This window comes from Magnetospirillum moscoviense, from assembly GCF_001650635.1.
GTDB lineage: Bacteria > Pseudomonadota > Alphaproteobacteria > Rhodospirillales > Magnetospirillaceae > Magnetospirillum > Magnetospirillum moscoviense.
In genome coordinates, this window is sequence record NZ_LWQU01000160.1 from 1 (window position 1) to 22,185 (window position 22,185).

23 protein-coding genes and 2 tRNA genes are annotated in these 22,185 nt (G+C 65.7%); 11 read left to right on the top strand and 14 right to left on the bottom strand.

Going from position 1 to position 22,185, the window contains the following annotated elements; genetic code table 11:
• Positions 1 to 140 precede the first annotated feature (140 nt).
• From A6A05_RS14585 to A6A05_RS14615, 7 genes are all read right to left on the bottom strand, one after another.
• Positions 141 to 216, bottom strand: a tRNA-Val gene (locus A6A05_RS14585).
• Between the two features lie 458 nt (positions 217 to 674).
• Positions 675 to 947: an HU family DNA-binding protein gene (locus A6A05_RS14590; RefSeq protein WP_068502764.1), complete on the bottom strand. Its 273-nt coding sequence runs from the start codon at positions 945 to 947 to the stop codon at positions 675 to 677.
• 203 nt (positions 948 to 1,150) lie between these two features.
• Positions 1,151 to 3,559, bottom strand: coding sequence for an endopeptidase La (gene lon / locus A6A05_RS14595; RefSeq protein WP_068502766.1), 2,409 nt, complete (start codon positions 3,557 to 3,559; stop codon positions 1,151 to 1,153).
• Positions 3,560 to 3,687: 128 nt separating this feature from the next.
• On the bottom strand, positions 3,688 to 4,953 hold the full coding sequence (clpX, locus tag A6A05_RS14600; RefSeq protein WP_068502768.1) for an ATP-dependent Clp protease ATP-binding subunit ClpX: 1,266 nt from the start codon (positions 4,951 to 4,953) through the stop codon (positions 3,688 to 3,690).
• Positions 4,954 to 5,134: 181 nt separating this feature from the next.
• Positions 5,135 to 5,788, bottom strand: a complete 654-nt coding sequence (gene clpP, locus A6A05_RS14605) for an ATP-dependent Clp endopeptidase proteolytic subunit ClpP (protein WP_068502824.1) — start codon at positions 5,786 to 5,788, stop codon at positions 5,135 to 5,137.
• 143 nt (positions 5,789 to 5,931) lie between these two features.
• On the bottom strand, positions 5,932 to 7,326 hold the full coding sequence (tig, locus tag A6A05_RS14610) for a trigger factor (protein WP_068502772.1): 1,395 nt from the start codon (positions 7,324 to 7,326) through the stop codon (positions 5,932 to 5,934).
• A 75-nt stretch (positions 7,327 to 7,401) separates the two neighbouring features.
• Positions 7,402 to 7,486: transfer RNA gene (locus A6A05_RS14615), tRNA-Leu, on the bottom strand.
• Between the two features lie 229 nt (positions 7,487 to 7,715).
• Here A6A05_RS14615 and A6A05_RS14620 point away from each other — a divergent pair.
• On the top strand, positions 7,716 to 9,047 hold the full coding sequence (locus A6A05_RS14620) for a globin-coupled sensor protein (protein WP_068502777.1): 1,332 nt from the start codon (positions 7,716 to 7,718) through the stop codon (positions 9,045 to 9,047).
• Positions 9,048 to 9,094: 47 nt separating this feature from the next.
• Here the strand turns inward: A6A05_RS14620 and A6A05_RS14625 are convergent, their stop codons facing one another.
• Complete coding sequence (locus A6A05_RS14625) at positions 9,095 to 9,889, bottom strand: undecaprenyl-diphosphate phosphatase (protein ID WP_068502780.1); 795 nt, start codon at positions 9,887 to 9,889, stop codon at positions 9,095 to 9,097.
• Between the two features lie 120 nt (positions 9,890 to 10,009).
• On the opposite strand from A6A05_RS14625, the gene A6A05_RS14630 reads away from it, so the two are divergent.
• From A6A05_RS14630 to A6A05_RS14645, 4 genes are all read left to right on the top strand, one after another.
• Positions 10,010 to 11,587: a hypothetical protein gene (locus A6A05_RS14630; RefSeq protein WP_245644308.1), complete on the top strand. Its 1,578-nt coding sequence runs from the start codon at positions 10,010 to 10,012 to the stop codon at positions 11,585 to 11,587.
• Positions 11,588 to 11,657: 70 nt separating this feature from the next.
• Complete coding sequence (parA, locus tag A6A05_RS14635) at positions 11,658 to 12,299, top strand: ParA family partition ATPase (RefSeq protein ID WP_068502783.1); 642 nt, start codon at positions 11,658 to 11,660, stop codon at positions 12,297 to 12,299.
• A gap of 3 nt (positions 12,300 to 12,302) precedes the next feature.
• Positions 12,303 to 12,773, top strand: a complete 471-nt coding sequence (locus tag A6A05_RS14640; protein WP_068502786.1) for a CopD family protein — start codon at positions 12,303 to 12,305, stop codon at positions 12,771 to 12,773.
• Between the two features lie 2 nt (positions 12,774 to 12,775).
• Entirely contained in the window at positions 12,776 to 13,405 is a 630-nt protein-coding gene (locus A6A05_RS14645) for an NUDIX domain-containing protein (protein ID WP_068502789.1), read from the top strand.
• A gap of 3 nt (positions 13,406 to 13,408) precedes the next feature.
• On the opposite strand, the gene A6A05_RS14650 is transcribed toward A6A05_RS14645, so the two are convergent.
• Genes A6A05_RS14650 through A6A05_RS22140 form a run of 3 tightly spaced genes read right to left on the bottom strand, consistent with a single transcriptional unit; the run spans position 13,409 to position 14,813 of the window.
• On the bottom strand, positions 13,409 to 13,840 hold the full coding sequence (locus A6A05_RS14650) for a diheme cytochrome c (RefSeq protein WP_068502792.1): 432 nt from the start codon (positions 13,838 to 13,840) through the stop codon (positions 13,409 to 13,411).
• 14 nt (positions 13,841 to 13,854) lie between these two features.
• Positions 13,855 to 14,685 carry a DUF1924 domain-containing protein gene (locus tag A6A05_RS14655; RefSeq protein WP_068502796.1) on the bottom strand — a complete coding sequence of 277 codons (831 nt, stop codon included), beginning with the start codon at positions 14,683 to 14,685 and terminating at the stop codon, positions 13,855 to 13,857.
• Positions 14,685 to 14,813, bottom strand: coding sequence for a hypothetical protein (locus tag A6A05_RS22140; RefSeq protein ID WP_281193289.1), 129 nt, complete (start codon positions 14,811 to 14,813; stop codon positions 14,685 to 14,687). The genes A6A05_RS14655 and A6A05_RS22140 overlap by 1 nt, the downstream gene beginning before the upstream one ends.
• 114 nt (positions 14,814 to 14,927) lie before the next feature.
• Here A6A05_RS22140 and A6A05_RS14660 point away from each other — a divergent pair, with 114 nt between their 5' ends.
• The 3 genes from A6A05_RS14660 to A6A05_RS14670 all read left to right on the top strand — a co-directional run bounded on the left by A6A05_RS14660 (position 14,928) and on the right by A6A05_RS14670 (position 17,329).
• Positions 14,928 to 15,227, top strand: coding sequence for a PepSY domain-containing protein (locus tag A6A05_RS14660; protein WP_068502798.1), 300 nt, complete (start codon positions 14,928 to 14,930; stop codon positions 15,225 to 15,227).
• Between the two features lie 106 nt (positions 15,228 to 15,333).
• Positions 15,334 to 16,005 carry a response regulator transcription factor gene (locus A6A05_RS14665; RefSeq protein ID WP_068502801.1) on the top strand — a complete coding sequence of 224 codons (672 nt, stop codon included), beginning with the start codon at positions 15,334 to 15,336 and terminating at the stop codon, positions 16,003 to 16,005.
• Complete coding sequence (locus A6A05_RS14670; protein ID WP_068502804.1) at positions 15,995 to 17,329, top strand: ATP-binding protein; 1,335 nt, start codon at positions 15,995 to 15,997, stop codon at positions 17,327 to 17,329. Before A6A05_RS14665 ends, A6A05_RS14670 begins: the two co-directional genes overlap by 11 nt.
• Here A6A05_RS14670 and A6A05_RS14675 read toward each other — a convergent pair.
• Both A6A05_RS14675 and A6A05_RS14680 read right to left on the bottom strand, forming a co-directional pair.
• Complete coding sequence (locus tag A6A05_RS14675; protein WP_068502806.1) at positions 17,300 to 17,956, bottom strand: cytochrome b/b6 domain-containing protein; 657 nt, start codon at positions 17,954 to 17,956, stop codon at positions 17,300 to 17,302. The two genes, A6A05_RS14670 and A6A05_RS14675, sit on opposite strands and share 30 nt — an antisense overlap.
• Positions 17,957 to 17,960: 4 nt before the next feature.
• Positions 17,961 to 18,410, bottom strand: coding sequence for a c-type cytochrome (locus tag A6A05_RS14680; protein WP_068502810.1), 450 nt, complete (start codon positions 18,408 to 18,410; stop codon positions 17,961 to 17,963).
• Between the two features lie 110 nt (positions 18,411 to 18,520).
• On the opposite strand from A6A05_RS14680, the gene A6A05_RS14685 reads away from it, so the two are divergent.
• On the top strand, positions 18,521 to 19,414 hold the full coding sequence (locus A6A05_RS14685) for a LysR family transcriptional regulator (protein WP_068502812.1): 894 nt from the start codon (positions 18,521 to 18,523) through the stop codon (positions 19,412 to 19,414).
• Between the two features lies 1 nt (position 19,415).
• Positions 19,416 to 20,174: a cobalt-precorrin-6A reductase gene (locus A6A05_RS14690; RefSeq protein ID WP_068502814.1), complete on the top strand. Its 759-nt coding sequence runs from the start codon at positions 19,416 to 19,418 to the stop codon at positions 20,172 to 20,174.
• Here A6A05_RS14690 and A6A05_RS14695 read toward each other — a convergent pair.
• Positions 20,146 to 20,769, bottom strand: a complete 624-nt coding sequence (locus tag A6A05_RS14695; protein WP_068502817.1) for a precorrin-8X methylmutase — start codon at positions 20,767 to 20,769, stop codon at positions 20,146 to 20,148. The genes A6A05_RS14690 and A6A05_RS14695 overlap by 29 nt on opposite strands.
• Before the next feature lie 79 nt (positions 20,770 to 20,848).
• On the opposite strand from A6A05_RS14695, the gene A6A05_RS14700 reads away from it, so the two are divergent.
• The gene (locus tag A6A05_RS14700) at positions 20,849 to 22,057 is read left to right on the top strand and encodes a bifunctional cobalt-precorrin-7 (C(5))-methyltransferase/cobalt-precorrin-6B (C(15))-methyltransferase (RefSeq protein ID WP_068502821.1); all 1,209 of its coding nucleotides are present in this window, start codon (positions 20,849 to 20,851) and stop codon (positions 22,055 to 22,057) included.
• Positions 22,058 to 22,185 lie beyond the last annotated feature (128 nt).

Below are 22,185 nucleotides of genomic sequence, written 5' to 3' on the forward strand. Positions count from 1 at the left end.
CGCCGCCGTCATCTTTTCCGATATCTTGAGCCTACCGAACATGGTTCCCCCTGTATCTGGTGGAACCCCAGTGATTCATGGTTGCCGCTGGTTGGCAAGCCCCGCCGAGTCAGATCGAGCGTTCGCCGGTATTAGAGGCGTGGTGGGCGGTGACGGGTTCGAACCGCCGACATCCTGCGTGTAAAGCAGGCGCTCTACCAACTGAGCTAACCGCCCTCTTTAACCGTCATGGCCGGGCTTGACCCAGTGCTGTCCGGTTAGAATTCTCACTCCATCGATGAACACATTGCATCGTGCGGATTTGCGGGGAGATAGGCGTTTCCGGAACAGTTGAAACCGTCTCCCCCGCTCAGCCGTCATTCCCGCGCAGGCGGGAATCCATGCATGACGCTGGAATGCCGTTCCTTCAATGGGATCCAGCCGAGCGGCCGGCGCCATGGATCCCCGCCTGCGCGGGGATGACGGCTCTTGGGTGGATACGCCCTCCTTTAACCGGACAGAAGTGGGCTTGACCCGGCCATCCATGATTCGAAACCGCCTTCGGCAGTATGGACCCTCGGGTCAAGCCCGAAGTGGACGAGATAAAAACTAGAGTCCACCAAACTTGGGCCGACTTTACAAACAAAAGACGCCGGCCGTCGATCCAACGGCCGGCGATCCTTGGAAATCCGAACTTACTGCACCGAATCCTTCAGGCCCTTGCCGGCCTTGAACTTCGGCTGCTTCGAGGCGGCGATGGTGATCTTGTCGCCGGTGCGCGGGTTGCGGCCTTCCGAGGCAGCCCGTTCCGACACCGAGAAAGTGCCGAAGCCGACCAGACGGACTTCGTCGCCACCCTTCAGGGCGCCGGCGATGGCGTCAAACACACCGTCGATAGCTTTGGCCGAGTCGGCCTTGGTCAGGCCCGAATTGGCCGCAACCGCATTCACGAGATCGTTCTTGTTCACCTGAAGCCCCCCTATTTGGCTGATCCGGTATCCACTGCGGACGATCGGCCCGCGGAATTCAAGTACGGCAGTCTAATCGCGTCGCTCGTGAAAGGTCAATCGAGAAAGCGCTTGCGAAAGGCGGATTTCCGCCATTTCCAAGCAAAAACCGCCGGGGTTTCCCCCGACGGCTTGCCAAATGAACGACAGGCAGGGCCTAGACCTTAGTGCGTGGTCACCACGCCAACCTCGGTCTTTTCGCCATCCTTGGCGACCTTGGCCGGCTCCTCGGGCTCTTCCCACTCGATCGGCACCGGAATGCGGACCAAAGCGTGCGCCAGCACCTCGTCGACGGTCGAGACCGGGATGATGGTCAGCCCCTTCTTGACGTTGTCGGGGATTTCCGCCAGGTCCTTCTCGTTTTCCTGCGGGATCAGCACGGTCTTCAAGCCGCCGCGCAAGGCCGCCAGCAGCTTTTCCTTCAGGCCGCCGATGGCCAGGACGCGGCCGCGCAGGGTGACCTCGCCGGTCATCGCCACTTCCTTGCGAACGGCGATGCCGGTGATGGCCGAGACGATGGCCGTGCACATGGCGATACCCGCCGACGGGCCATCCTTGGGGGTGGCGCCTTCGGGGACGTGGACGTGGATGTCCTTCTTCTCGAACACCGTCGGCTTGATGCCCAGCCCGACCGAGCGCGAGCGGACATAGGACCGGGCGGCTTGCACCGATTCCTGCATCACGTCGCCCAGCTTGCCGGTATGGGCGAAGCTGCCCTTGCCCGGCATGGTCACGGCTTCGATGGTCAGAAGCTCGCCGCCGACCTCGGTCCAGGCCAGGCCGGTGACGGCGCCCACCATGTCTTCCAACTCGGCCTCGCCGAAGCGGAACTTGTGGATGCCGGCATACTTTTCCAGATTCCGGGGCGTGATCGACACCCGGGCCTTGCCCTTCGAGACGATCTCGGTGGTCGCCTTGCGGGCCAGGTTGGCCAGCTCGCGCTCCAGGTTACGCACGCCCGCCTCGCGGGTGTAATAGCGGCACAGATCGCGGATGGCGTCGTCGGACACCGACCATTCGCCCTTCTTCAGGCCGGCCGCCTTAATCACCTTTTCCAACAGGTGGCGCTTGGCGATTTCCACCTTCTCGTCCTCGGTATAACCCGACAGACGGATGGTTTCCATGCGGTCCAGCAGCGGCTGGGGCATGCGCAGCGTGTTGGCGGTGGTGACGAACATCACGTCGGACAGGTCGTAATCGACCTCCAGGTAATGGTCGTTGAAGGTCGAGTTCTGCTCGGGGTCCAGCACCTCCAACAGGGCCGAGGACGGGTCGCCGCGCCAGTCGGCGCCCAGCTTGTCGATCTCGTCCAGCAAGAACAGCGGGTTCGACGACTTGGCCTTCTTCATGCCCTGGATGACCTTGCCGGGCATCGAGCCGATATAGGTGCGGCGGTGTCCGCGCACTTCGGCTTCGTCCCGGACGCCGCCCAGGCTCATGCGCACGAAATTGCGCCCGGTCGCCTCGGCGATCGACTTGCCCAAGCTGGTCTTGCCGACGCCGGGCGGGCCGACCAGGCACAGGATCGGTCCCTTGACCTTCTCGGTCCGGGTCTGCACCGCCAAGTATTCAAGAATGCGTTCCTTGACCTTGTCCAGGCCGTAATGCTGGGCGTTCAGGATGCGCTTGGCGAGGTTGATGTCCTTCTTGACCTTGGTCCGCTTCTTCCACGGAATCGACAAGATCCAGTCGAGGTAATTGCGCACCACGGTGGCTTCCGCCGACATCGGGCTCATGGACTTCAGCTTCTTCAGCTCGGCCATGGCCTTTTCGCGGGCTTCCTTGGACAGGCGGGTCTTGGCGATACGCTCTTCCAGCTCGGCCGCTTCGTCCTTGCCGTCGTCGCCCTCGCCCAGTTCCTTCTGGATCGCCTTCAGCTGCTCGTTCAGATAGTACTCGCGCTGGGTCTTCTCCATCTGCCGCTTGACGCGGTTGCGGATCTTCTTCTCGACCTGCAGGACCCCGATCTCGCCTTCCATGTAGGAATAGACGCGCTCGAGCCGCTCGGCGATGGTTTCGAGTTCCAGGAGTTCCTGCTTCTCGGCGATCTTCAAGGACAGGTGCGAGGCGACCGTGTCGGCCAGCTTGCCGGGATCCTCGATCTGATTGACCGACACCAGCACTTCCGGCGGAATCTTCTTGTTGAGCTTGATGTACTGCTCGAACTGGCCGACCACCGAGCGCGACAGCGCCTCGAGCTCCTGGGTCTCGCCGACGCGGTCCTCTTGGACCTCGGCGATGGCCTGGAAGAAGGAATCATTGTCGGTGAAGCCGGTGATCTTGGCGCGCTTTCCGCCCTCGACCAGCACCTTGACGGTGCCGTCGGGCAGCTTCAGCAATTGCAGCACGGTGGAAACGGTACCGACGCCGTAGATGTCGTCGGTGGTGGGTTCGTCCTGGGCGGCGTTCTTCTGCGCCACCAGCAAGATCTGCTTGTCCTCGCGCATCACGTCTTCCAGCGCGCGGACCGACTTCTCGCGGCCGACGAACAAGGGGACGATCATATGCGGGAAAACGACGATGTCGCGCAGCGGAAGAACCGGATAGACGTCGCCGTGGGGATTATCGACCATGATGCCTCTTTGGTCAGGGGGCCCGAGTACCAGGGGCCAATTTAGAATCGCTTTAAGTTAACAAGATGGTCGGAATTTCTGACCCGTCAAGAGCAAGGGGGCCAACTCGCCCCCTTGATCCCGATCGTTCAAGCCGTGGACCCCACGTCTTCCCGGCGTTCCGAGTAGATGTACAGCGGCTGGGCGTGGCCTTCGACCACTTCCTTGTTGACCACCACTTCCTCGACCCCGTCCAGGCTGGGCAGCTCGAACATGGTGTCGAGCAAGATGCCTTCCATGATCGAGCGCAGGCCGCGAGCGCCAGTCTTCCTGGCGATGGCCTTGTGGGCGATCGAGACCAGGGCGTCGTCCTGGAACGCCAGGCGGGTATCCTCCATCTCGAACAGGCGCTGGTACTGCTTGACCAGGGCGTTCTTCGGCTTGGACAGGATCTCCACCAGGGCATCGACATCCAAATCGTCCAGGGTGGCCAGCACCGGCAGACGGCCGACGAATTCGGGGATCAGGCCGAACTTCAGCAGATCCTCGGGTTCGACCTCGCGCAGGATTTCACCGGTACGACGTTCGTCGGGACCACGCACCTCGGCGCCGAAGCCGATCGAGGAGCCCTTGCCGCGGCTGCCGATGATCCGTTCCAGCCCGGCGAAGGCGCCGCCGCAGATGAACAGGATGTTGGTGGTGTCCACCTGCAGGAATTCCTGCTGCGGATGCTTGCGGCCGCCCTGGGGCGGAACGCTGGCCACCGTGCCCTCCATGATCTTCAGCAAGGCCTGCTGCACGCCCTCGCCCGACACGTCGCGGGTGATGGACGGGTTGTCGGACTTGCGGCTGATCTTGTCGACCTCGTCGATATAGACGATGCCGCGCTGGGCGCGCTCGACATTGTACTCGGCCGCCTGCAGCAGCTTGAGGATGATGTTTTCCACATCCTCGCCGACATAACCGGCCTCGGTCAGGGTGGTGGCATCGGCCATGGTGAACGGCACGTCGAGGATGCGCGCCAAGGTCTGGGCCAACAGGGTCTTGCCGCAGCCGGTCGGGCCGATCAGCAAGATGTTGGACTTGGCGATCTCGACCTCGTTGCCTTTGGCGCCATGCTGCAGGCGCTTGTAGTGGTTGTGCACCGCTACCGACAGCACCTTCTTGGCATGTTCCTGCCCGATCACGTAATCGTCGAGGACGGTACGGATGTCTTTGGGCGTGGGGACTCCGTCACGCGAACGGACCAGCGTGGTCTTGTGTTCTTCGCGGATGATGTCCATGCAAAGCTCGACGCATTCATCGCAGATGAAGACGGTCGGCCCGGCGATCAGCTTGCGCACCTCGTGCTGGCTCTTTCCGCAGAACGAGCAGTACAGGGTGTTCTTGGAATCGCCGCTCGTGGACTTGCTCATCGATGCTCCCTTAAGACAGCGGCAGGGCTTTAACAGCTCATGTTAGCCGCTCCGGCCCGCCGCAGACAACGAAAATCCCGCCGACGCCCGGCATAGTGGCCTGCTCCGCCGATCCGGTCGCAACCGACCGGATCGGGCAGGACACCCGGCGCCGCCCCGGGAATACGGTATGGACCGGCGATCAGCCTTCCGACTTCGGCGCGTCATCCTCGCCCACAGCCGGGCGGGAGCTCACCACTTCGTCGATCAGCCCGAATTCCTTGGCGTCGGTGGCGGTCATGAACTTGTCGCGCTCCATGGCCTGCTCGATCACCTCGAGCGGCTGGCCGGTGTGCTGGACGTAGATATTGTTCAGACGCGCGCGGATCGACAGGATTTCGCGGGCATGGATCTCGATGTCGGTGGCCTGGCCCTGGAAGCCGCCCGACGGCTGGTGCACCATGATGCGGGCGTTGGGCAGGGCGAAGCGCTTGCCCTTGGCGCCGGCGGTCAGCAGCAGCGAGCCCATCGAGGCCGCCTGGCCCAGGCACACCGTCGACACTTCCGGGCGGATATATTGCATGGTGTCGTACATCGCCAGGCCCGAGGTGACCACGCCACCCGGCGAGTTGATGTAAAGGGCGATGTCCTTGGTCGGGTTTTCCGATTCCAGGAACAACAGCTGAGCACAGATCAGGCTCGACATCTCGTCGAACACCTGACCGGTCAGGAAGATGATGCGTTCCTTCAGCAGACGGGAATAGATGTCGTAGGCGCGTTCGCCACGATTGGTCTGCTCGACCACCATCGGGACCAGGGTGTTCATGTAGAGGTCGATAGGATCTCTCTCTCGCATGGTCTTTCCTTCTTGACGTTCTTGGCGGATGGCGGCGCCTGAAATGAATGGGGCGCGGGTCGAAACCCGCGCCGCCATAGAATGGGGGGGAAATCCCCCGAGCGCAAGAGAGGCGCCGCCGGAAAAGCGGCGCATTCCCGCTCTTATTCCGCCTTTTCGGCGGCCTTCTTCTTCGGCGCGGCCTTCTTCTTCGGCTTGGCCTCAGCCTCGGCGGCCGGAGCCGCCTCGTCGGGGTCCTTGCGCAGGTCGGCGGCCGACACCGGCACGTCGGTCACCTTGGCCAGTTCCAGGATGAAGTCGATGACCTTATCCTCGAAGATCGGCGCGCGCAGGCCGTTCAGGGCCTCCTGGTTGCTCTTGTAGTACTGGAACACCAGGTGTTCCTGACCGGGATAGCGGCGCGCTTCCTCAATCAGGGCCTTGTTCAGGTCGTCCTGGGTGACGGTGATCTGGTTCTTCTGACCGACATCGGCCAGCAGCAGGCCCAGCCGCACGCGGCGTTCGGCCAAGTTGCGGTAGTCCGCCTTCAAGGTGTCCTCGTCCTTGCCCTCGTCCGAGGGATCGACGCGGCCCTGCTCGCGGTCCTGGCTGATCTGCTTCCAGATCGCCTCGAACTCCTGCTCGACCATCTGGCTCGGCACCTGGAAGTCGTGGCCGGCGGCCAGGGCGTCCAGCAGCTTGCGCTTGACCTTGGCGCGGCCCATGGCGTTCAACTCGCGGCCGATTTCGTCGGTGATGGCGGTCTTCAGGGCGTCCAGGCTGTCCAGGCCGACCTTCTTGGCCAGTTCATCGTCGATGTCGGCGGCCTTGGCGGCGCGAACTTCCTTGACGGTGACCTCGAACTCGGCCGGCTTGCCGGCCAGCTCGGCATTGCCGTAGCCCTCGGGGAAGCTGACCGACACCACACTCGCCTCGCCGGCCTTCTTGCCGACCAGTTGCTCCTCGAAGCCGGGAATGAAGGTGCCCGAGCCCAGCTTCAGCTGGTAATCCTCGGCCGAACCGCCCGGGAAAGCGATTCCGTCCTGCTTACCCAGGAAGTCGATCACCACGATGTCGCCATCCTTGGCGGCGCGCTTGACCGGCTCGCTGGCCTCGTGGCGCTGGGCCAGGTTCTTCAGGGTCTCGTCGACCTCGTCGGCGGGAATCTCGGCCTTCTCGCGTTCCAGCGTGATGGTCGAGAAGTCCATCGGGGTGATGTCGGGCAGCACTTCCAGCGACACCGCGAATTCCAGGTCGGTACCCTCGGCATACGAGGTGATCTCGACCTTGGGCTGCATGGCCGGGCGCAAGTTGCGCTCGCCGATGGCCGACTGCACGCCGTCATTGACGGCGGTTTCCAGCACTTCGCCCATGATGGCGGCGGCGTATTTCTGCCGCACGATCTTCATCGGCACCTTGCCGGGGCGGAAGCCCGGAAGCTTCACCGTCTTGGCGATCTCCGCCAGCCGATCCTGGGTGCGCGTCTCAATCTGCCCCGCGGGAACGACGACCTTGAATTCGCGCTTCAGGCCGTCAGCATTGGTCTCGGTTACCTGCATCACTTGTCGCCAATCGATCCAATCGTTTCACAAACTCCGGCAGCACCGCCTTGGGTCGCGGGTTTTCGCGCTCACTGGTGCGGGCGAAGGGACTTGAACCCCCATGGCCTAAGCCGCTGGAACCTAAATCCAGTGCGTCTACCAGTTCCGCCACGCCCGCGCCGAATGCGCGCGCCAGCCAATGGCCGGCCCGCCGGAAGCGGTGTCTATAGCACGTTCGAAGCGCCTGTGACAGGGCTTAGACACCCAAAAAAACACGTGCCATTCATGCCTGGAATCAGTTCAAAACAACTAGTGTCGAGAATCCTCTGATGCTACCTTCGCGGCAATGTCGATCGGACCTGGGGAAAGATCCGCACTCGACACACGAAGTCATTGGGGGATGAACAATGGATCTGGACCGCGCCGGCCGCTTGGCCTTCCTGAAGATAGATGACGAGACGTGTCGCACTCTGCGTGAGTTCCGCGACGTCTTGGCCAAGCATGTCGATGGCGTGCTGGACGAATTCTATCGTCACGTGATGGCCAATGCCGCCACCGCCGCCAAGTTCCCCGATCCGGCCCGCATCACCCACGCCAAGGCGATGCAGAAGAAGCATTGGCTGGATTCGGTGTTCGCCGGCAATTTCGACGACACCTATTTCGCCAAGGTCACCGAGATCGGTCAGATCCACCAGCGCGTCGGCCTCGAGCCGCGTTGGTACACCGCCGGCTATTGCTTCGTCTTGAACATGGTGTTCGGCCTGGTCACCGAAACCTACCGCAAGCGCCCCGAGCAGGCCGCCCGCGTGCTGACCGCCGTCAACAAGGCTGCGTTCCTCGACATGGACCTGGCCACCTCGGTCTATATCGAGACCAACACCGCCGCGATCATCGCCCGCAAACTGGGCGCCAAGGCCGACAGCTTCGAGCGCGACGTCAAGGGCGTGGTGCAGCAGGTCGCCTCGGCCGCCACCCAAATGGAGGCGATCGCCCAGACCATGGCCGGCAACGCCGAGGAGACCTCGGCCCAGTCGACCACCGTCGCCGCCGCCGCCGAGGAAGCCACCACCAACATCCAGACCGTCGCCGCGGCGGCCGAGGAATTGTCGTCGTCGATCTCGGAAATCAGCCGCCAGGTATCGACATCGGCCAGCATCGCCTCGGGTGCCATGGAAGAGGCCAACCGCACCAACGACATGGTGCAAAGCCTGGCCGAGGCCGCGGCCAAGATCGGCCAGGTGGTCAAGCTGATCAACGATATCGCCAGCCAGACCAACCTTCTGGCCTTGAACGCCACGATTGAAGCGGCCAGGGCCGGCGAGGCCGGCAAGGGCTTTGCCGTGGTCGCCCACGAGGTCAAGAGCTTGGCCACTCAGACGGCGCGCGCCACCCAGGAAATCGGCGCCCAGATCGCCGCGGTGCAGAACGCCACCCGCGACGCCGTCAACGCCATCGGCGGCATCGCCCGGACCATCGGCGAGATCAACGACATCGCCGGCTCGATCGCCGCCGCCGTCGAGGAACAAGGTGCCGCCACCCAGGAAATCGCCCGCAACGTCTCGCAGGCGGCGCAGGGCACCCAGGAAGTGACCGGCACCATCGCCCGCGTGTCGGCCGCCGCCTACGAAACCGGCAACGCCGCCCGCGAGGTCTTAAGCTCGGCCAGCGACCTGTCGAAGAACGCCGCGGTGCTGGAAAGCCAGGTCGATCAGTTCGTCCGCGGCATCCGCGAGGCCTGATCTTGCGCGAAAGACGAAGGGGCCGCGATCCGTCGCGGCCCCTTATTTTATTTCAGCAGCAACACCAGCATGATGGTGCCGAAACCGATCCGATACCAGGCGAACGGCGCGAAGCCGTGGCGGCTGATGAAGGCGATGGCGCCCTTGACCACCACCAGGGCGGTCAGGAAGGCGGCGACGAAGCCCAGCGCGATCAGGCCGGCATTATCGAAGGTCAGGTCGGCGCGGTTCTTGTAGATCGAATAGACGGTGGCCCCCAGCATGGTCGGGATGGCCAGGAAGAACGAGAACTCGGCCGCCGCCTTGCGATCGACGCCCACCAGCATCGCCCCCATGATGGTGGCGCCCGAGCGCGACACGCCTGGGATCATGGCGATGCACTGAAAGAAGCCGATCTTCAGGGCCAGCGGCAGGGGAAAATCCTCGACAGCGTGGTGACGCGGATGCTTGTTGATCCGTTCCAGCACCAAGATCAGCACGCCGCCCACCACCAGGGCCACAGCCACCACCACCGGCGAATCCAGCAACGCCCGGATATGCTTGTAGGCGACCACGCCGATGGCCATGGCCGGCAGGAAACCGACCAGGATGTTGCGCACGAAGGCGGTGGCCGCCGGATCGCGGCCGATGCCGACCGCCGCCCCCCACAGGCGTTGCCAATAAACCACGCACACCGCGCCGATGGCGCCCAGTTGGATGACGATCTCGAACGCCTTGCCGGGCGGCCCCTGGAAGCCCAGCAGGTCGCCGATCAGGATCAGGTGCCCGGTCGAGGATACCGGCAGGAACTCGGTCAGCCCCTCGACGATTCCCAGCAGCAGGGCTTGCAAGATAATGTCCATGGTGGAAGGCGGGCTCCGTCGGTCGTTGACTGGGGATCATGCCCGTGCCGGTTAGCGCGTGCAACCGCCCGCCGCTTGGGTTAAATCCTTGGCACCTTATTCTTGTCGCAAGAGGTTTTCGTGCCCCGCTTCGCCTCGCCGATCCTGTGGCCGCTGCCGCTGGCTTTCGCAGCCCTGCTGAGCGTGATGCTGTGGGTCAGCCTGCCGTTGTGGCAGGTCTTCAACCTGGATCCCGACTATTATTACCTGCTGAACGGCCTGCGCCTGGTCGAAGGCCTGCCTCCCACCGACATCTCCCATCCCGGCACCCCCGCCCAGGTGATCGTCGCGGCGATCTTACGGCTGATGCATCCCGGCGACACCGCCGCCGCCATCGTCGATCAGGTGCTGCGCGACCCGGAACGGCACCTGTTGTGGGCGAGTGTCGCGTTCTATCCTTTGGTGGGCCTGGCCCTGGTCGGACTGGGAAGCGCGGTGCTGGCCGCCACCGGCAGCCGCACCGCCGCGCTGTTGGCCCAATCAGCACCGTTCCTGTCGATGCTGATCCCCAAGTTCGGCCTGCACGCCAAACCCGAGCCGCTGATCATCGTCGCCGCCGCCGCGCTGGCTGCCCTGGGTTTCGTCGCGGTTCGAACCGAACGGCCGGGCGACCGCATGGCCGGCCTGTTCGGCCTGATCATGGGTTTCGGCATCGCCTGCAAATTGCAGTTCGCCGCCTTGGGGCTGGTGCCGCTGTTCCTGCTGCCGGCCCGCCAGTTGTTCGTCGTCTACCCGCTGGCCGCCATCGCCGCCTTCTTCCTGTTCGTCTCCCCCGCCCTTCCTTCGTACGAAATCTTCCTCGATTTCTGGGGCCGGGTGTTGACCCATGCCGGCCCTTACGGCTCGGGACAGGCCGGGTTCGTCGATCCGGGCAAGCTGCCCCGGGCGGTGTTCAAGCTGTTTGCGTCGAAACTGATCTTCACCGGCACCCTTCTGGCCATGCTGGTGCTGCTGGTCGGCTATTTCCGACTGCGTCGGCGCGGGTTGCTGCCGCGTAACCGCATGGCTCGCCTGGCCGCCGGGCTGGTCTTGGCACAGGTGGCGACCGTGCTGATGATCGCCAAGCAGCCCGCCGCCCATTACCTGATTCCGGCCTTGATGCTGACCGGCCCGACCCTGGCCGCCGCCTGGTCGCTGTCATCGCCCCTGATGACGCCCGCGGCGCATCACCGCCTGTGGCTGATCGTGTCGGCGGTATTGGTGTCGGCGACGATCCCTGCCGTGTGGCGCCAGACCCGCGAACTGGCGACCTGGACCGCCGAGGCCCAGTCGGTCGATATGGCCCGCTTCGGCGCCTGCGCCAAGGTTTTCTTCGATTCCTCGTCTTCGGCCGGCTATGCGCTCCATCGCGGCGACATGAACGCCCAGGGCCGCTATTCCCCCCGGCTGGCCGAGTTCATGCCGGCCGACGAATATTTCTGGTACACCAACGACCATACCTATTGGTCGCGGGGATTGATGCAATGGACCAAGGCCCACACCCTGCCGGAATTGCTCACCCGCCACGGCTGCGCGGTCCTGCGTGGCAGCCAGACCTGGACCATGCGCCCGGAACTGGCCAAGGTCATGCCCAACCTGACCTTCGACGATTCCTGCCGGGTCGGCGAAGAGGATATCTTCACCATTGGCGTTCGCTGCGACGGCAGCCGGGTGCGTTAACCCATCTCGCGCTTGCAAAACCCGGCGAAGCGGCTAGCCTGAAACGATCAACGGCCCAGGGGAACACGCGATGTCGGCCAAGATCATCACCATTGCGCAGCAAAAGGGCGGCGCCGGCAAGACCACCATCGCCGCCCAACTGGGCGTGGCCTTCGCCAACCGCGGCCGCAAGGTCGGACTGATCGATATCGACCCGCAGGGCTCGCTGGCGATGTGGTACGAGGTCAGAAAGCAACTGGTCGATGAGGCCGGCGGCGGCATCACCTTCGTCCAGGCCTCGGGCTGGCGATTGGCGACCGAGCTGGACCGCCTGAAGCGCACCTGCGACCTGATCCTGGTCGACAGCCCGCCCCATGCCGAGACCGATGTCCGCATCGCCGTGCGCGGCGGCGACCTGATCCTGGTGCCGATGCAGCCGACGCCGTTGGATCTGTGGGCGACCCAGCCGACCTTGGACATGGCCAAGAAGGAAAAGACCCCGGCCCTGGTGGTGTTCAACCGCACGCCGGCCAAGGGCAAGCTGGTCGATGCCGTGCGCAAGAAGATCCAGCAGGCCGAGATGCCGGTGGCCGCCGCCGTGCTGGGCAACCGCGTGGCCTTCGCCGCCAGCCTGATGGAGGGCAAGGGCGTGCTGGAAAGCAACCCGCGCCACACCGCCACCAAGGAAATCAAGGCGCTGGCCGATGAAATCGCTGTCAAGCTGGGGTTCTAGACCATGGCCGCTTTCGTCCTTGCCCTCGCCATCCACCTGATCGCCTCGGTGATCTGGGTCGGCGGCATGTTTTTCGCCCACATGGTGTTGCGTCCGTCGGTGATGGACATGGCGCCGCCGGAACGCCTGGCCCTGTGGTCCAAGGTGCTGCCGCGCTTCTTCGCCTGGGTGTGGGCCTCGATCGCGGCGCTTCTGGTCACCGGCTACGGCGTGCTGTTCCTGGGCTATCGCGGCGGCATCGGCGGCGGCGGCCTTCATATCGACATCATGCAGGCCACCGGCCTGATCATGGTCGCCAACTTCATCTATCTGTATTTCGGCCCGTTCGGCGGCTTCAAGACCCTGCTGGCGGCCGGCGACATCAAAGGTGCGGCGGCGGCGCAAGGGCGCATCCGCCAGATCGTCACCATCAATCTGGTGCTGGGCCTGATCACCCTGGCGGTCGGCGGCACCGGCACCCTGTGGGCCTATTGACCATGAGCCAGAAGCGTTTCAGCGAAGACGACGTCCAGATCCTGGCCAAGGACACCGTGTTCAAGGGCTATTTCCAGATCGACCGCTATCGGCTGCGTCACCGCACCTTCGCCGGCGGCTGGACGGCTGAGATCACCCGCGAGATCTTCGAGCGCGGCCACGCGGTGGTGGTGATCCTGTACGACCCGGCCCGCGACGAGGTCGCCTTGATCGAGCAGTTCCGCACCGGCTCGCTGGCGGCGGGCTGGTATCCGTGGCTGATCGAATGCGTCGCCGGCATCATCGACGAGGGCGAGCATCCCGACGAGGTGGCCCGGCGCGAGGCCAAAGAGGAAGCCGGCGCCGATCCCACCCATCTGGTCGAGATCGGCGCCTATCTGGTCACCGCCGGCGGCTCGTCGGAAACCTGCCGGCTTTATTGCGCGGCGGTGGATTGCTCGACCATCGAGGGGCTGCACGGCCTGGAACACGAGGGCGAGGACATCCGCGTCTTCACCCTTCCGGTGACCGAGGCCTATCAGATGGTCAAGGACGGCCGCATCAACAATGCGATGGCGGTGGTGGCGATCCAGTGGCTGATGCTGGAACGTGACCTGTTGCGCCAGGCCTGGCTGGATCACGCCCCGGCCTGACCATCAATCATCATCATAAAGTCCCTGCTCGGCCTGCTTGTGGCAGGCGGGGCAGTTCGAGCGGCTCATCACGTCCTTGCGGGTCCACACCTCGGGCGCCACCTTGCGGTGCTTGCGGGCGAACCAGGCAGTGTCGGTGATCTTGCTGTCCGACACCCCGCGGCGATAGCCGCCGGCATTGGCGGTCAGGTACTGAGTGATGGCGCTGACCTTGTCGGGGGCCATCTCGGCATTGTCGCCGAAATGGTTGGCCAGGTTGGACATCATCTTGCGCCAGGCGTCCGCCGACAGAAAGGCCGGCTGGAACGCCATGTGGCACGAGCCGCATTCCTTCAGGGTCAGCGGGTCCTTGACCGGCGCCACCCAGTCGCCGCCGGCCATGGCCGGGGCCGCGACGGCCACGGACAAGATGGTGGCCAGGATCAGTCTTTTCATCGCGGGTCTCCGGGTCAGCGGTTGATCAGGAAGGTCAGGTAATCGCCCTTCTCGGTGGCGGTGCAGACCCGCCCAAAGATGCTTTTGCAATCGCGCATGAAGCGTTCCTCGACCTTGTCGGCTTCCACGAAACGCTTGGGATTGGCCGAGACGGCCACCGGCTCGATGACGCGCCCGGTCTTGGCGTGGCGGCCCGGCTTGGTGGGGTCGTCGGTATGGCAGGTGCTGCACGAGGCGATCTCGGGATTGACGGTGTGGCGCAAGCGGTAAAGCGCCTCGCCGCGCGCCGCCGAGAAGCCCGAGAAGCCCGCATCCTGCTGCTTGGCCTGGGCGGCATAGGCGGCGACGATGGCGTCGCGGGCCGGATCGGCGGCCAGGGCCGGAACGGCGCCCAGGGCCACCACCACCAGGGCGGCCGACACCCGGCGCAGCCATTGACGACCCTTGAACACGATCACCGCCACCAGCACATGCAGGCCGATCGCCCACAAGGACATCACCGCCAGCGCCTCGTGCGGGTCTTCCAGGAAGGGGGCGACATCGGCGGCGATGCCGCTGAAGGCGGCCAGCACCGTCAAGGCCAGGGTCGACAGGATGCTGACCGTCAGCATCTGGTTGCGATTGGGCCGCTTCAAGGCCAACGGGCTGCCGGCCGGAGCCAGCAAGGCCGCCACCAGGCGAAGCGTCACCACCGCCGCCACCCACCAGCCGGCGAACAGATGCATGGCGTAGGTGTCCTCGTCGCCGGTCACCCAGGCGATGACGAAGCCGCCCAGCAGAGCGGCGTGCCACAGGCGGACACCCTGGAATTCCCAGCGCGACGGCTTGTAGGGCGCGGCCGACATTATTCGTCCTCCAGCTGGGCCAGGGCCATCAGGCCCTGCGAGGGCGCGAAGGCGGCGGCGTAGACCGAGGCGGCGGCGCCGACCAGGAAAGTGGCGATCAATCCGTGGATCAGCATTTTGGATAACATCGGACGGCTCCTTGTCTGGGCGATCAACTGAGGCGACAATGACACCGACCGGTTGAACCCAAGCTGACGGAGCAGTTCATCCACCGTTCATCCGATGTATACGATTCTGGGGCCATGAAAACCGCACCGATCCTTGTTGCCCTGATGTTGTTGGCGCCGCCGGCCCTGGCCGGATCGGACCACGACCGCGCCCGCCAGGCCCTGCTCTCCGGCCAGGTGCTGCCGCTGGCGAAAATCCTGGAAAAGGTCGCCGCCGAAATCCCCGGCGAGGTGATCGAGACCGAACTGGAAGAAGAAAAAGGCCGCTTCATCTACGAGATCAAGCTGATCACCCCCCAAGGCCGGGTGATGAAACTGATCTATGACGCCACCGACGCCACTTTGCTGAAAAGCCGCGAGAAGGAACATAAATGACACCGGCCGTCACTTCGCCTGGTCCGTTTGTCCTATCGGCCGGTGTCTTGCGCCCATTGAGGGCGCGGCCTAGGGCGCGGACGCGCCCGCCCGGCGAGGGCCAAACATGAGAGTCCTTGTCGTCGAGGACGAGCCGCAACTGAACCTTCGCATCGAGCAGGCGCTGGAAGCCGCCGGCATGAAGGTCGATGTCGCCTTCGATGGCGAGGAAGGCCTGTTCCTGGGCGAGACCGAGCCCTATGACGCCATCGTGCTGGATCTGGGCCTGCCGCGCCTGGACGGGATCAGCGTCATCCGGCGCTGGCGCGAGATGGGCCGGACCATGCCGATCCTGGTGCTGACCGCACGCGGCCGCTGGGCCGACAAGGCCCAAGCCTTCGATTCCGGCGCCGACGATTATCTGACCAAGCCGTTCGAGATGGACGAGGTGATCACCCGCGTCCGCGTGCTGATCCGCCGCGCCGCCGGTCACTCCAGCCCGGAAATCATCTGCGGCCCGCTGCGCGTCGATACCAGCCAGGGCCGGGTGTGGGTCGATGGCCAAGCCATCTCGCTGACCGCCCAGGAATACCGGATCCTGGCCTATCTGGCCCACCATCGCGGCCGGGTGGTCGGCCGAACCGAACTGATCGAACATGTCTATGACCGCGACGACGACCGCGAATCCAACGTCATCGACGTGCTGATGGGCCGCATCCGCAAGAAGCTGAAGGCCGAGGTGATCACCACCTTGCGCGGCCAGGGCTGGCGCCTGGAAGTAAGCAACGATGGGGGCTAGCTCGTCGCTGCGCGCTCGCCTGATCCTGGCCGCCACTTTGTGGGTGGTGGCCGGTCTGGTGGCGGCCGGCCTGGTGCTTCGCCTGTCGTTCGAGGACAGCCTGCAGCGCACCTTCCAGCTTCGCCTGCTGTCCAGCCTGCGCGCCCTGGTCGCCGCCGCCGAGGTCGCCCCCGACGGCCATATCGCCGTCAACCGCTCGCTGGGCGATCCCCGCTTCGACCAGCCCTATGCCGGCTGGTATTGGCAGATTTCCGGCTCCAAGGGGCCGCCGGTGCGTTCGCGCTCGCTGTGGGATTTCGACCTGCCGGTCGAACCGCCATCGGCCGACGGCCAGGCCCGCTTCGGCACCGCCATCGGCCCGCAGGGCGAGCGCCTGCTGACCGCCGAGCGCGACCTGACCTTCGCCTCGAATCCGGAACCGGTCCATGTGGTGGTCGCGGCCACCCGTCGTGATCTCGATGCCGAAATCGCCCGCTTCGATACCGTCTTGCTGCTGTCCTTCGCCTGCCTGGGGGCCGGGCTGGTGGTGGCGGTGTGGTTCCAGGCCGGTTTCGGCCTGAAGCCGTTGTCGCGCCTGGCCGACGACCTGGCCGCCTTGCGCCGCACCCCCGGCGGTCGCCTGAACGGCCCCTTCCCGGCTGAAATCGCCCCCCTGGCCGAAGCGCTGAACACCGTGCTGGACCACGATGCCGACCTGATCGAGCGGGCGCGTACCCACGTCGGAAACCTGGCACATGGCTTGAAGACGCCGCTGGCGGTGGTCAAGGCCGAGCTGGATTCCGGCCAGGCCGATCCAGCCCAGATCGACGCCCAGGTCGAGCGGATCAGCCGGATGGTGGAACACCACCTGACTCGCGCCCGGACCGAGGCGACGCTGACCCGCGTCGCCGGAAGCGAAGTGGCGGTGGCCCCAATCGCCGGTGACGTCGCCCGCACCTTGGCCCGCGTCCATCCCACCATCACCATCCGGGTCGAGGTCGACAGCACGGTCACCTTCCCGGCCGAAAGCGACGATCTGGCCGAGATGATCGGCAATCTGGCGGAAAATGCCTGTAAATGGGCCGGCTCGCGGGTGGTGATCAGGGCCCGTTCCGGCCTGGTGTCGATCGAGGATGACGGCCCCGGCCTGTCCGAGGCCGAATGCCAGGCGGTCACCCGGCGCGGCGCCCGCCTGGACGAGGCCATTCCCGGCCACGGATTGGGCCTGTCGATCGTCGCCGATCTGGCCCGGCTTTATGGCGCCAGGCTGGAACTGGGCCGCTCGGACCTGGGCGGCTTAAGGGCCGAGATCCGGCTAGACGAAGGCCAGCACCAGGGCCAATGATCCGGCCGCGATCGCCGCGCAGGCCGCCGCCAGCCAGATCGGGGCCAGCCGGGGGGCATCGGCGCCCTCGATCTCGGCCGTACCGGTGATCATGGCGCCCACCAGCTTCTCGCCCAGCACGACCCGGTGGAAGATTACCGCCGCCACATGCAGGCCGACCATGGCGGCCAGCACCCAGTAAAGGCTTTTGTGAATCTTGGTGGCCAGCTTGACCTGGGCCGACGAGGCGGCATGGGCCAAGGGGCCTTCGACCATGATGTCGTCGGTGGCGAACAGGCCGCAGGCGGCCAGCACCAGCAATCCGCCGATCAGCGCCACCACCATCCAACCGCCGGCCGGATTGTGGCCGACCACCGGCTGATGGCGCCGCCGGGCCAGACCGATCAGATAACGAGCCGTGGCGACCGGCCCGGCGACGAAGCGCATGAAGCGCGCGGTGTCGCTGCCGACCAGTCCCCACAAGACCCGAAACAGCACCAGGGTCAGCACGGCATAGCCGTTCCAACGGTGCCAGACCATGCCGGCATCGCCAAACTTGAACGACACCCAGCCCAGCACGCACAGGCAGGCCAAGCCCCAATGGAACATTCGGGTGGGAAGGTCCCAAACCTTGACCTGCCTGCTCATCGCCTTAGTCCTTCTTGAAATCGTCGTGGCAGGCCTTGCAGGTACCGCCCAAAGTCTTGAAGGCGCCCAGGCTGGCGGCCTGGTCGCCGGTCTTGGCCGCCTCGGCCATGGCCAGGGCGGCGGCATAGGCCTTCTTGCCGGCCTCGTCGAACTTGGCGCGATCGGTCCAGATGTTGGCCTTGGCCTTGGTTTCGCCCTTGTCGCTGCCCTCGGGGAAGGCCTTGCCCAGGTGCTGGAACGCCGCCACCAGGCTGTCGGCGTGATAGCTTAAGTTTTCCTTCGGGCCGTCCTTCAGCGCCAGGATCGACTTCAAGCCGCCCATATGGCCCGAGGCGACCTTGTAGATGGCCTGGCGGTGGACGATGACCGGATTGGTCTCGTCGGCCATGGCGGCCGGGGCGAACAGGGCGGACGACGCCGCCAGCGACAACGACAACACGACTTTCTTCAGCATGGGATGATCCTTCGATGGGAAGATGGCGAGCCCGACCTTAATTGAATTGGCGATTGGCGATAATCACCTTTCATGCGAACATATTGTTTCCAATTATCGGACAACCACCCATGGACCAGATCGCCGCCTATCGCGCCTTTGCCGCCATCGTCGAGCATGAATCCTTCTCGAAGGCCGCCGCCTCGCTGGGTTTGTCGCGCGGCATGGTCAGCAAGCAGCTGGCCGACCTGGAAGAGCATCTGGGCGCGCGCCTGCTGAACCGGACCACCCGCAGCCTGGGCCTGACCGAGATCGGCGCCCAGTTCCATGCCGATTGCCAGACCATCCTGGCCCAGATCGAGGCGGCCGAGCACGCCGCCGCCCAGATGCATGTGCGCCCGCGCGGCACGCTGCGGGTCAACGCGCCCTTTTCGTTCGGGTCGACCCATGTCGCACCGTCCATCCCGGCCTTCCTGGCCCGCTTCCCCGAGGTGACGGTGCACCTGACCTTCAACAACCGCGTCGTCGATCTGGTCGAGGAAGGCTTCGACATGGCGGTGCGCATCGGCCGCATGCCGGATTCGTCGCTGGTGGCCAAGCGGCTGGCCACCGCCCGACTGATCTGCGCCGCCGCGCCCTTCTATGTGCAAGCACATCCCGCCATCACGGCGCCGGCCGATCTGCTGGACCATAATTGCCTGCTGTACACCCTGTCCAACGACGGCGCGACCTGGCCGCTGATCGGCCCCGACGGCATCGTCCATCCCCTCCGGGTCACGGGCAATCTGCGTGCCGACAACGGCGAAGCCCTGGCCGAGGCGGCGTGCGAGGGCCTGGGCGTGGTGCTGCTGCCGACCTTCGTGCTGGACCGCTATTTCGCCGCCGGCCGGCTGGTCCGGGTCTTGCCCGACCATGCCTGCGAGCCCCTGCCGATCCATGCGGTATTTCCCCCCAGCCGGCGATTGTCGGCCAAGGTCCGCGCCTTCGCCGACCATCTGGCCCTGCGCCTGACCGGCGAGGTGTAGCATGACGAAAGCGACCATCCTGATCCTGGGCGGAACCCAGGAAGCCCGCGAGCTGGCCCAGGCCCTGGCGGGACAGCCCGAGATGAATGTGATCACCTCGCTGGCCGGGCGCACCGCCGTCCCCCATCTGCCGCCGGGCCGGATCGTGCAGGGTGGTTTCGGCGGCATCGATGGGTTGGTGGATTTCATCGCCGCCCATCACGTCACCGCCTTGATCGACGCCACCCATCCCTTCGCCGCCCGCATGGGGGTCCAGGCCGGTCTGGCGGCCGACCGGGCGCAGATTCCGCTGCTGCGGCTGGAACGCCCGGCCTGGACCCGCCAGCCCAGTGATCGCTGGGACGAGGTGGACGATTGGGACCAAGCCGCCGATGCCCTGAAGACCAATGCCGCCCGCATCCTGCTGGCCATCGGCCGCCAGGAGCTGGCCCCCTTCGCGGTGCTGGACCATCTGTGGTTCCTGATCCGCTCGGTCGAGCGGCCCGACCCGATGCCGCCTTTTCGTCAGGCCGAGTTCCTGGCCGCGCGCGGGCCGTTCAGCATCGCCGATGAAACCGCCTTGCTGCGTGCCCACGCCATCGACACCATCGTCTGCAAGAATAGCGGCGGCACCGCCTCGGCCGCCAAGCTGGTGGCTGCGCGCGAGTTGGGGCTTCGGGTGGTGATGCGCAGGCGTCCAGCCCGCCCGGTCACCGAAACGGTGACCCAAGTCGACCAGGCATTGGTGTGGGCTATTCGCGTTCGGTCGCCAGCGCGTTGACCGCCGCCACCGTCATGGCGCTGCCGCCACGCCGGCCCTTGACCGCGATGAACGGCACGCCCCGGCTGTCGGCGGCCAGTTCGTCCTTGGATTCGGCGGCACCGACAAAGCCGACCGGGCAGCCGATGATCAGGGCCGGCCTGGGTGCTGCGCCATCCAGCATCTCCAGCAAGTGAAAAAGCGCGGTGGGCGCGTTGCCGATGGCGACCACGGCGCCGTCCAGATGCTCGCGCCACAACTGGACCGCCGCCGCCGAGCGGGTGGTGCCGGCCTGGCGGGCCAGGTCGGGCACGCGCGGATCGGCCAGGGTGCAGATCACCGGATTGCCGGCGACCAGCCGCGATCGGGTGATGCCTTCGAACACCATGCGGCAATCGCACAAGATCGGCGCACCCGCCGCCAAGGCGGCACGCCCCGCAGCGCCCGCCCCGGCCGAGAAGGCGATGTCGGCGGCCAGATCTGTCATGCCGCAGGCATGGATCATCCGCACCAATACCTTTTCCAGATCGGCGGGAATGGCGGCCAGATCGGCCTCAGCCCGGATGATGGCGAAGGATCGGCGGTAGATTTCGTCGGCGTCGCGGATATAGTCCATCGGATCGGGGCCACCATTTGAAAAGCGGCCCCCTCTCTACACCATCGCTTGGGCGGTGGAAAGCGGGCGAGGAACGGCAATGACGGCGTGGCTGAACGTGGTGGGCATCGGCGAGGACGGACTGTCCGGCCTGGGCCAATGGGCCAGGATCGCCGTCGAGGATTGCGACATTCTGTTCGGCGCGCAACGCCATCTGGCCATGGTGCCCGAGCGGGCCGGCCAGGAACGGATCGCCTGGCCCAGCCCGTTCGCCGCCGCCTTCGATCTGGTCCTGGCCCGGCGCGGCCAGTCGGCGTGCATCCTGGCCAGCGGCGACCCGATGATGTACGGGATCGGCGCCAGCCTGGCGCGGCGGCTGGATCCCGCCGAGATGCGGGTGTGGCCGCACCCGTCGGCCTTTTCGCTGGCCGCCGCCCGGCTGGGCTGGCCGTTGCAGGATTGCACCTTGCTGACCGTGCACGGGCGGCCGCTGGAACTGGTCGCCCCCCACCTGGCGCCCGGCGCCCGCCTGCTGATCCTGGCCGAGGACGGCACCAGCCCGGCCAAGCTGGCGGCGCTGTTGTGCCGCCAAGGCTTCGGGGCCAGTCGCCTGACCGTACTGGAACGGCTGGACGGCCCGGCCGAGCGCCGGCTGGACGGCCAGGCCCTGGGCTGGCCGGCCGAACGCTGCGCCGACTTGAACGTCATGGCGGTGGAATGCGCGGCCGACCGGCCGGGGGCGGCACTGCCCATCCTGGCCGGCCTGCCCGACGATTCCTTCGCCCATGACGGCCAATTGACCAAGCGCGACATCCGCGCCGTCACCCTGGCCCGCCTGGCCCCGCTGGCCGGCCAGTTGCTGTGGGATGTCGGCGCCGGCTGCGGCTCGGTGGCGGTGGAATGGATGCGCACCAATCCCAGCTGCCGCGCCATCGCCATCGAGGCCAAGCCGCACCGTCTGGCCCTGATCGAGGAAAACCGCCTGAAGCTGGGCGTGCCCGGCCTGACCGTACTGGCCGGCAAGGCCCCCATTGCTTTGGCCGGGCTGGAGGCCCCCGACGCGGTGTTCATCGGCGGCGGCCTGACGGTCAAGGGCCTGGTCGATGCCTGCTGGAGCGCGCTGAAGCCGGGCGGCCGGCTGGTCGCCAACGCCGTCACCCTTCAGGGCGAGGCGGTGCTGGGCCAATTGTATGGCCGGCTGGGCGGCGAGCTGACCCGCATCTCGGTGGCCCAAGCCGCCGCCCTGGGCGGTTTCGACGGCTGGCGTACCGCCATGCCGGTGACGATGCTAGCGGTGGTCAAGCCCTAGCAGCCTGTCGGACTCGAGCTTTCGGCGGAGTCCGTGGGGCGGTAGTTCCGCTGGATCGCCTGGGACTGGGGCGTGACCGTCTGGCCGGGTGGATGCTGGGGAGATCGCCCGGCGCGCCCGGTTTTGTA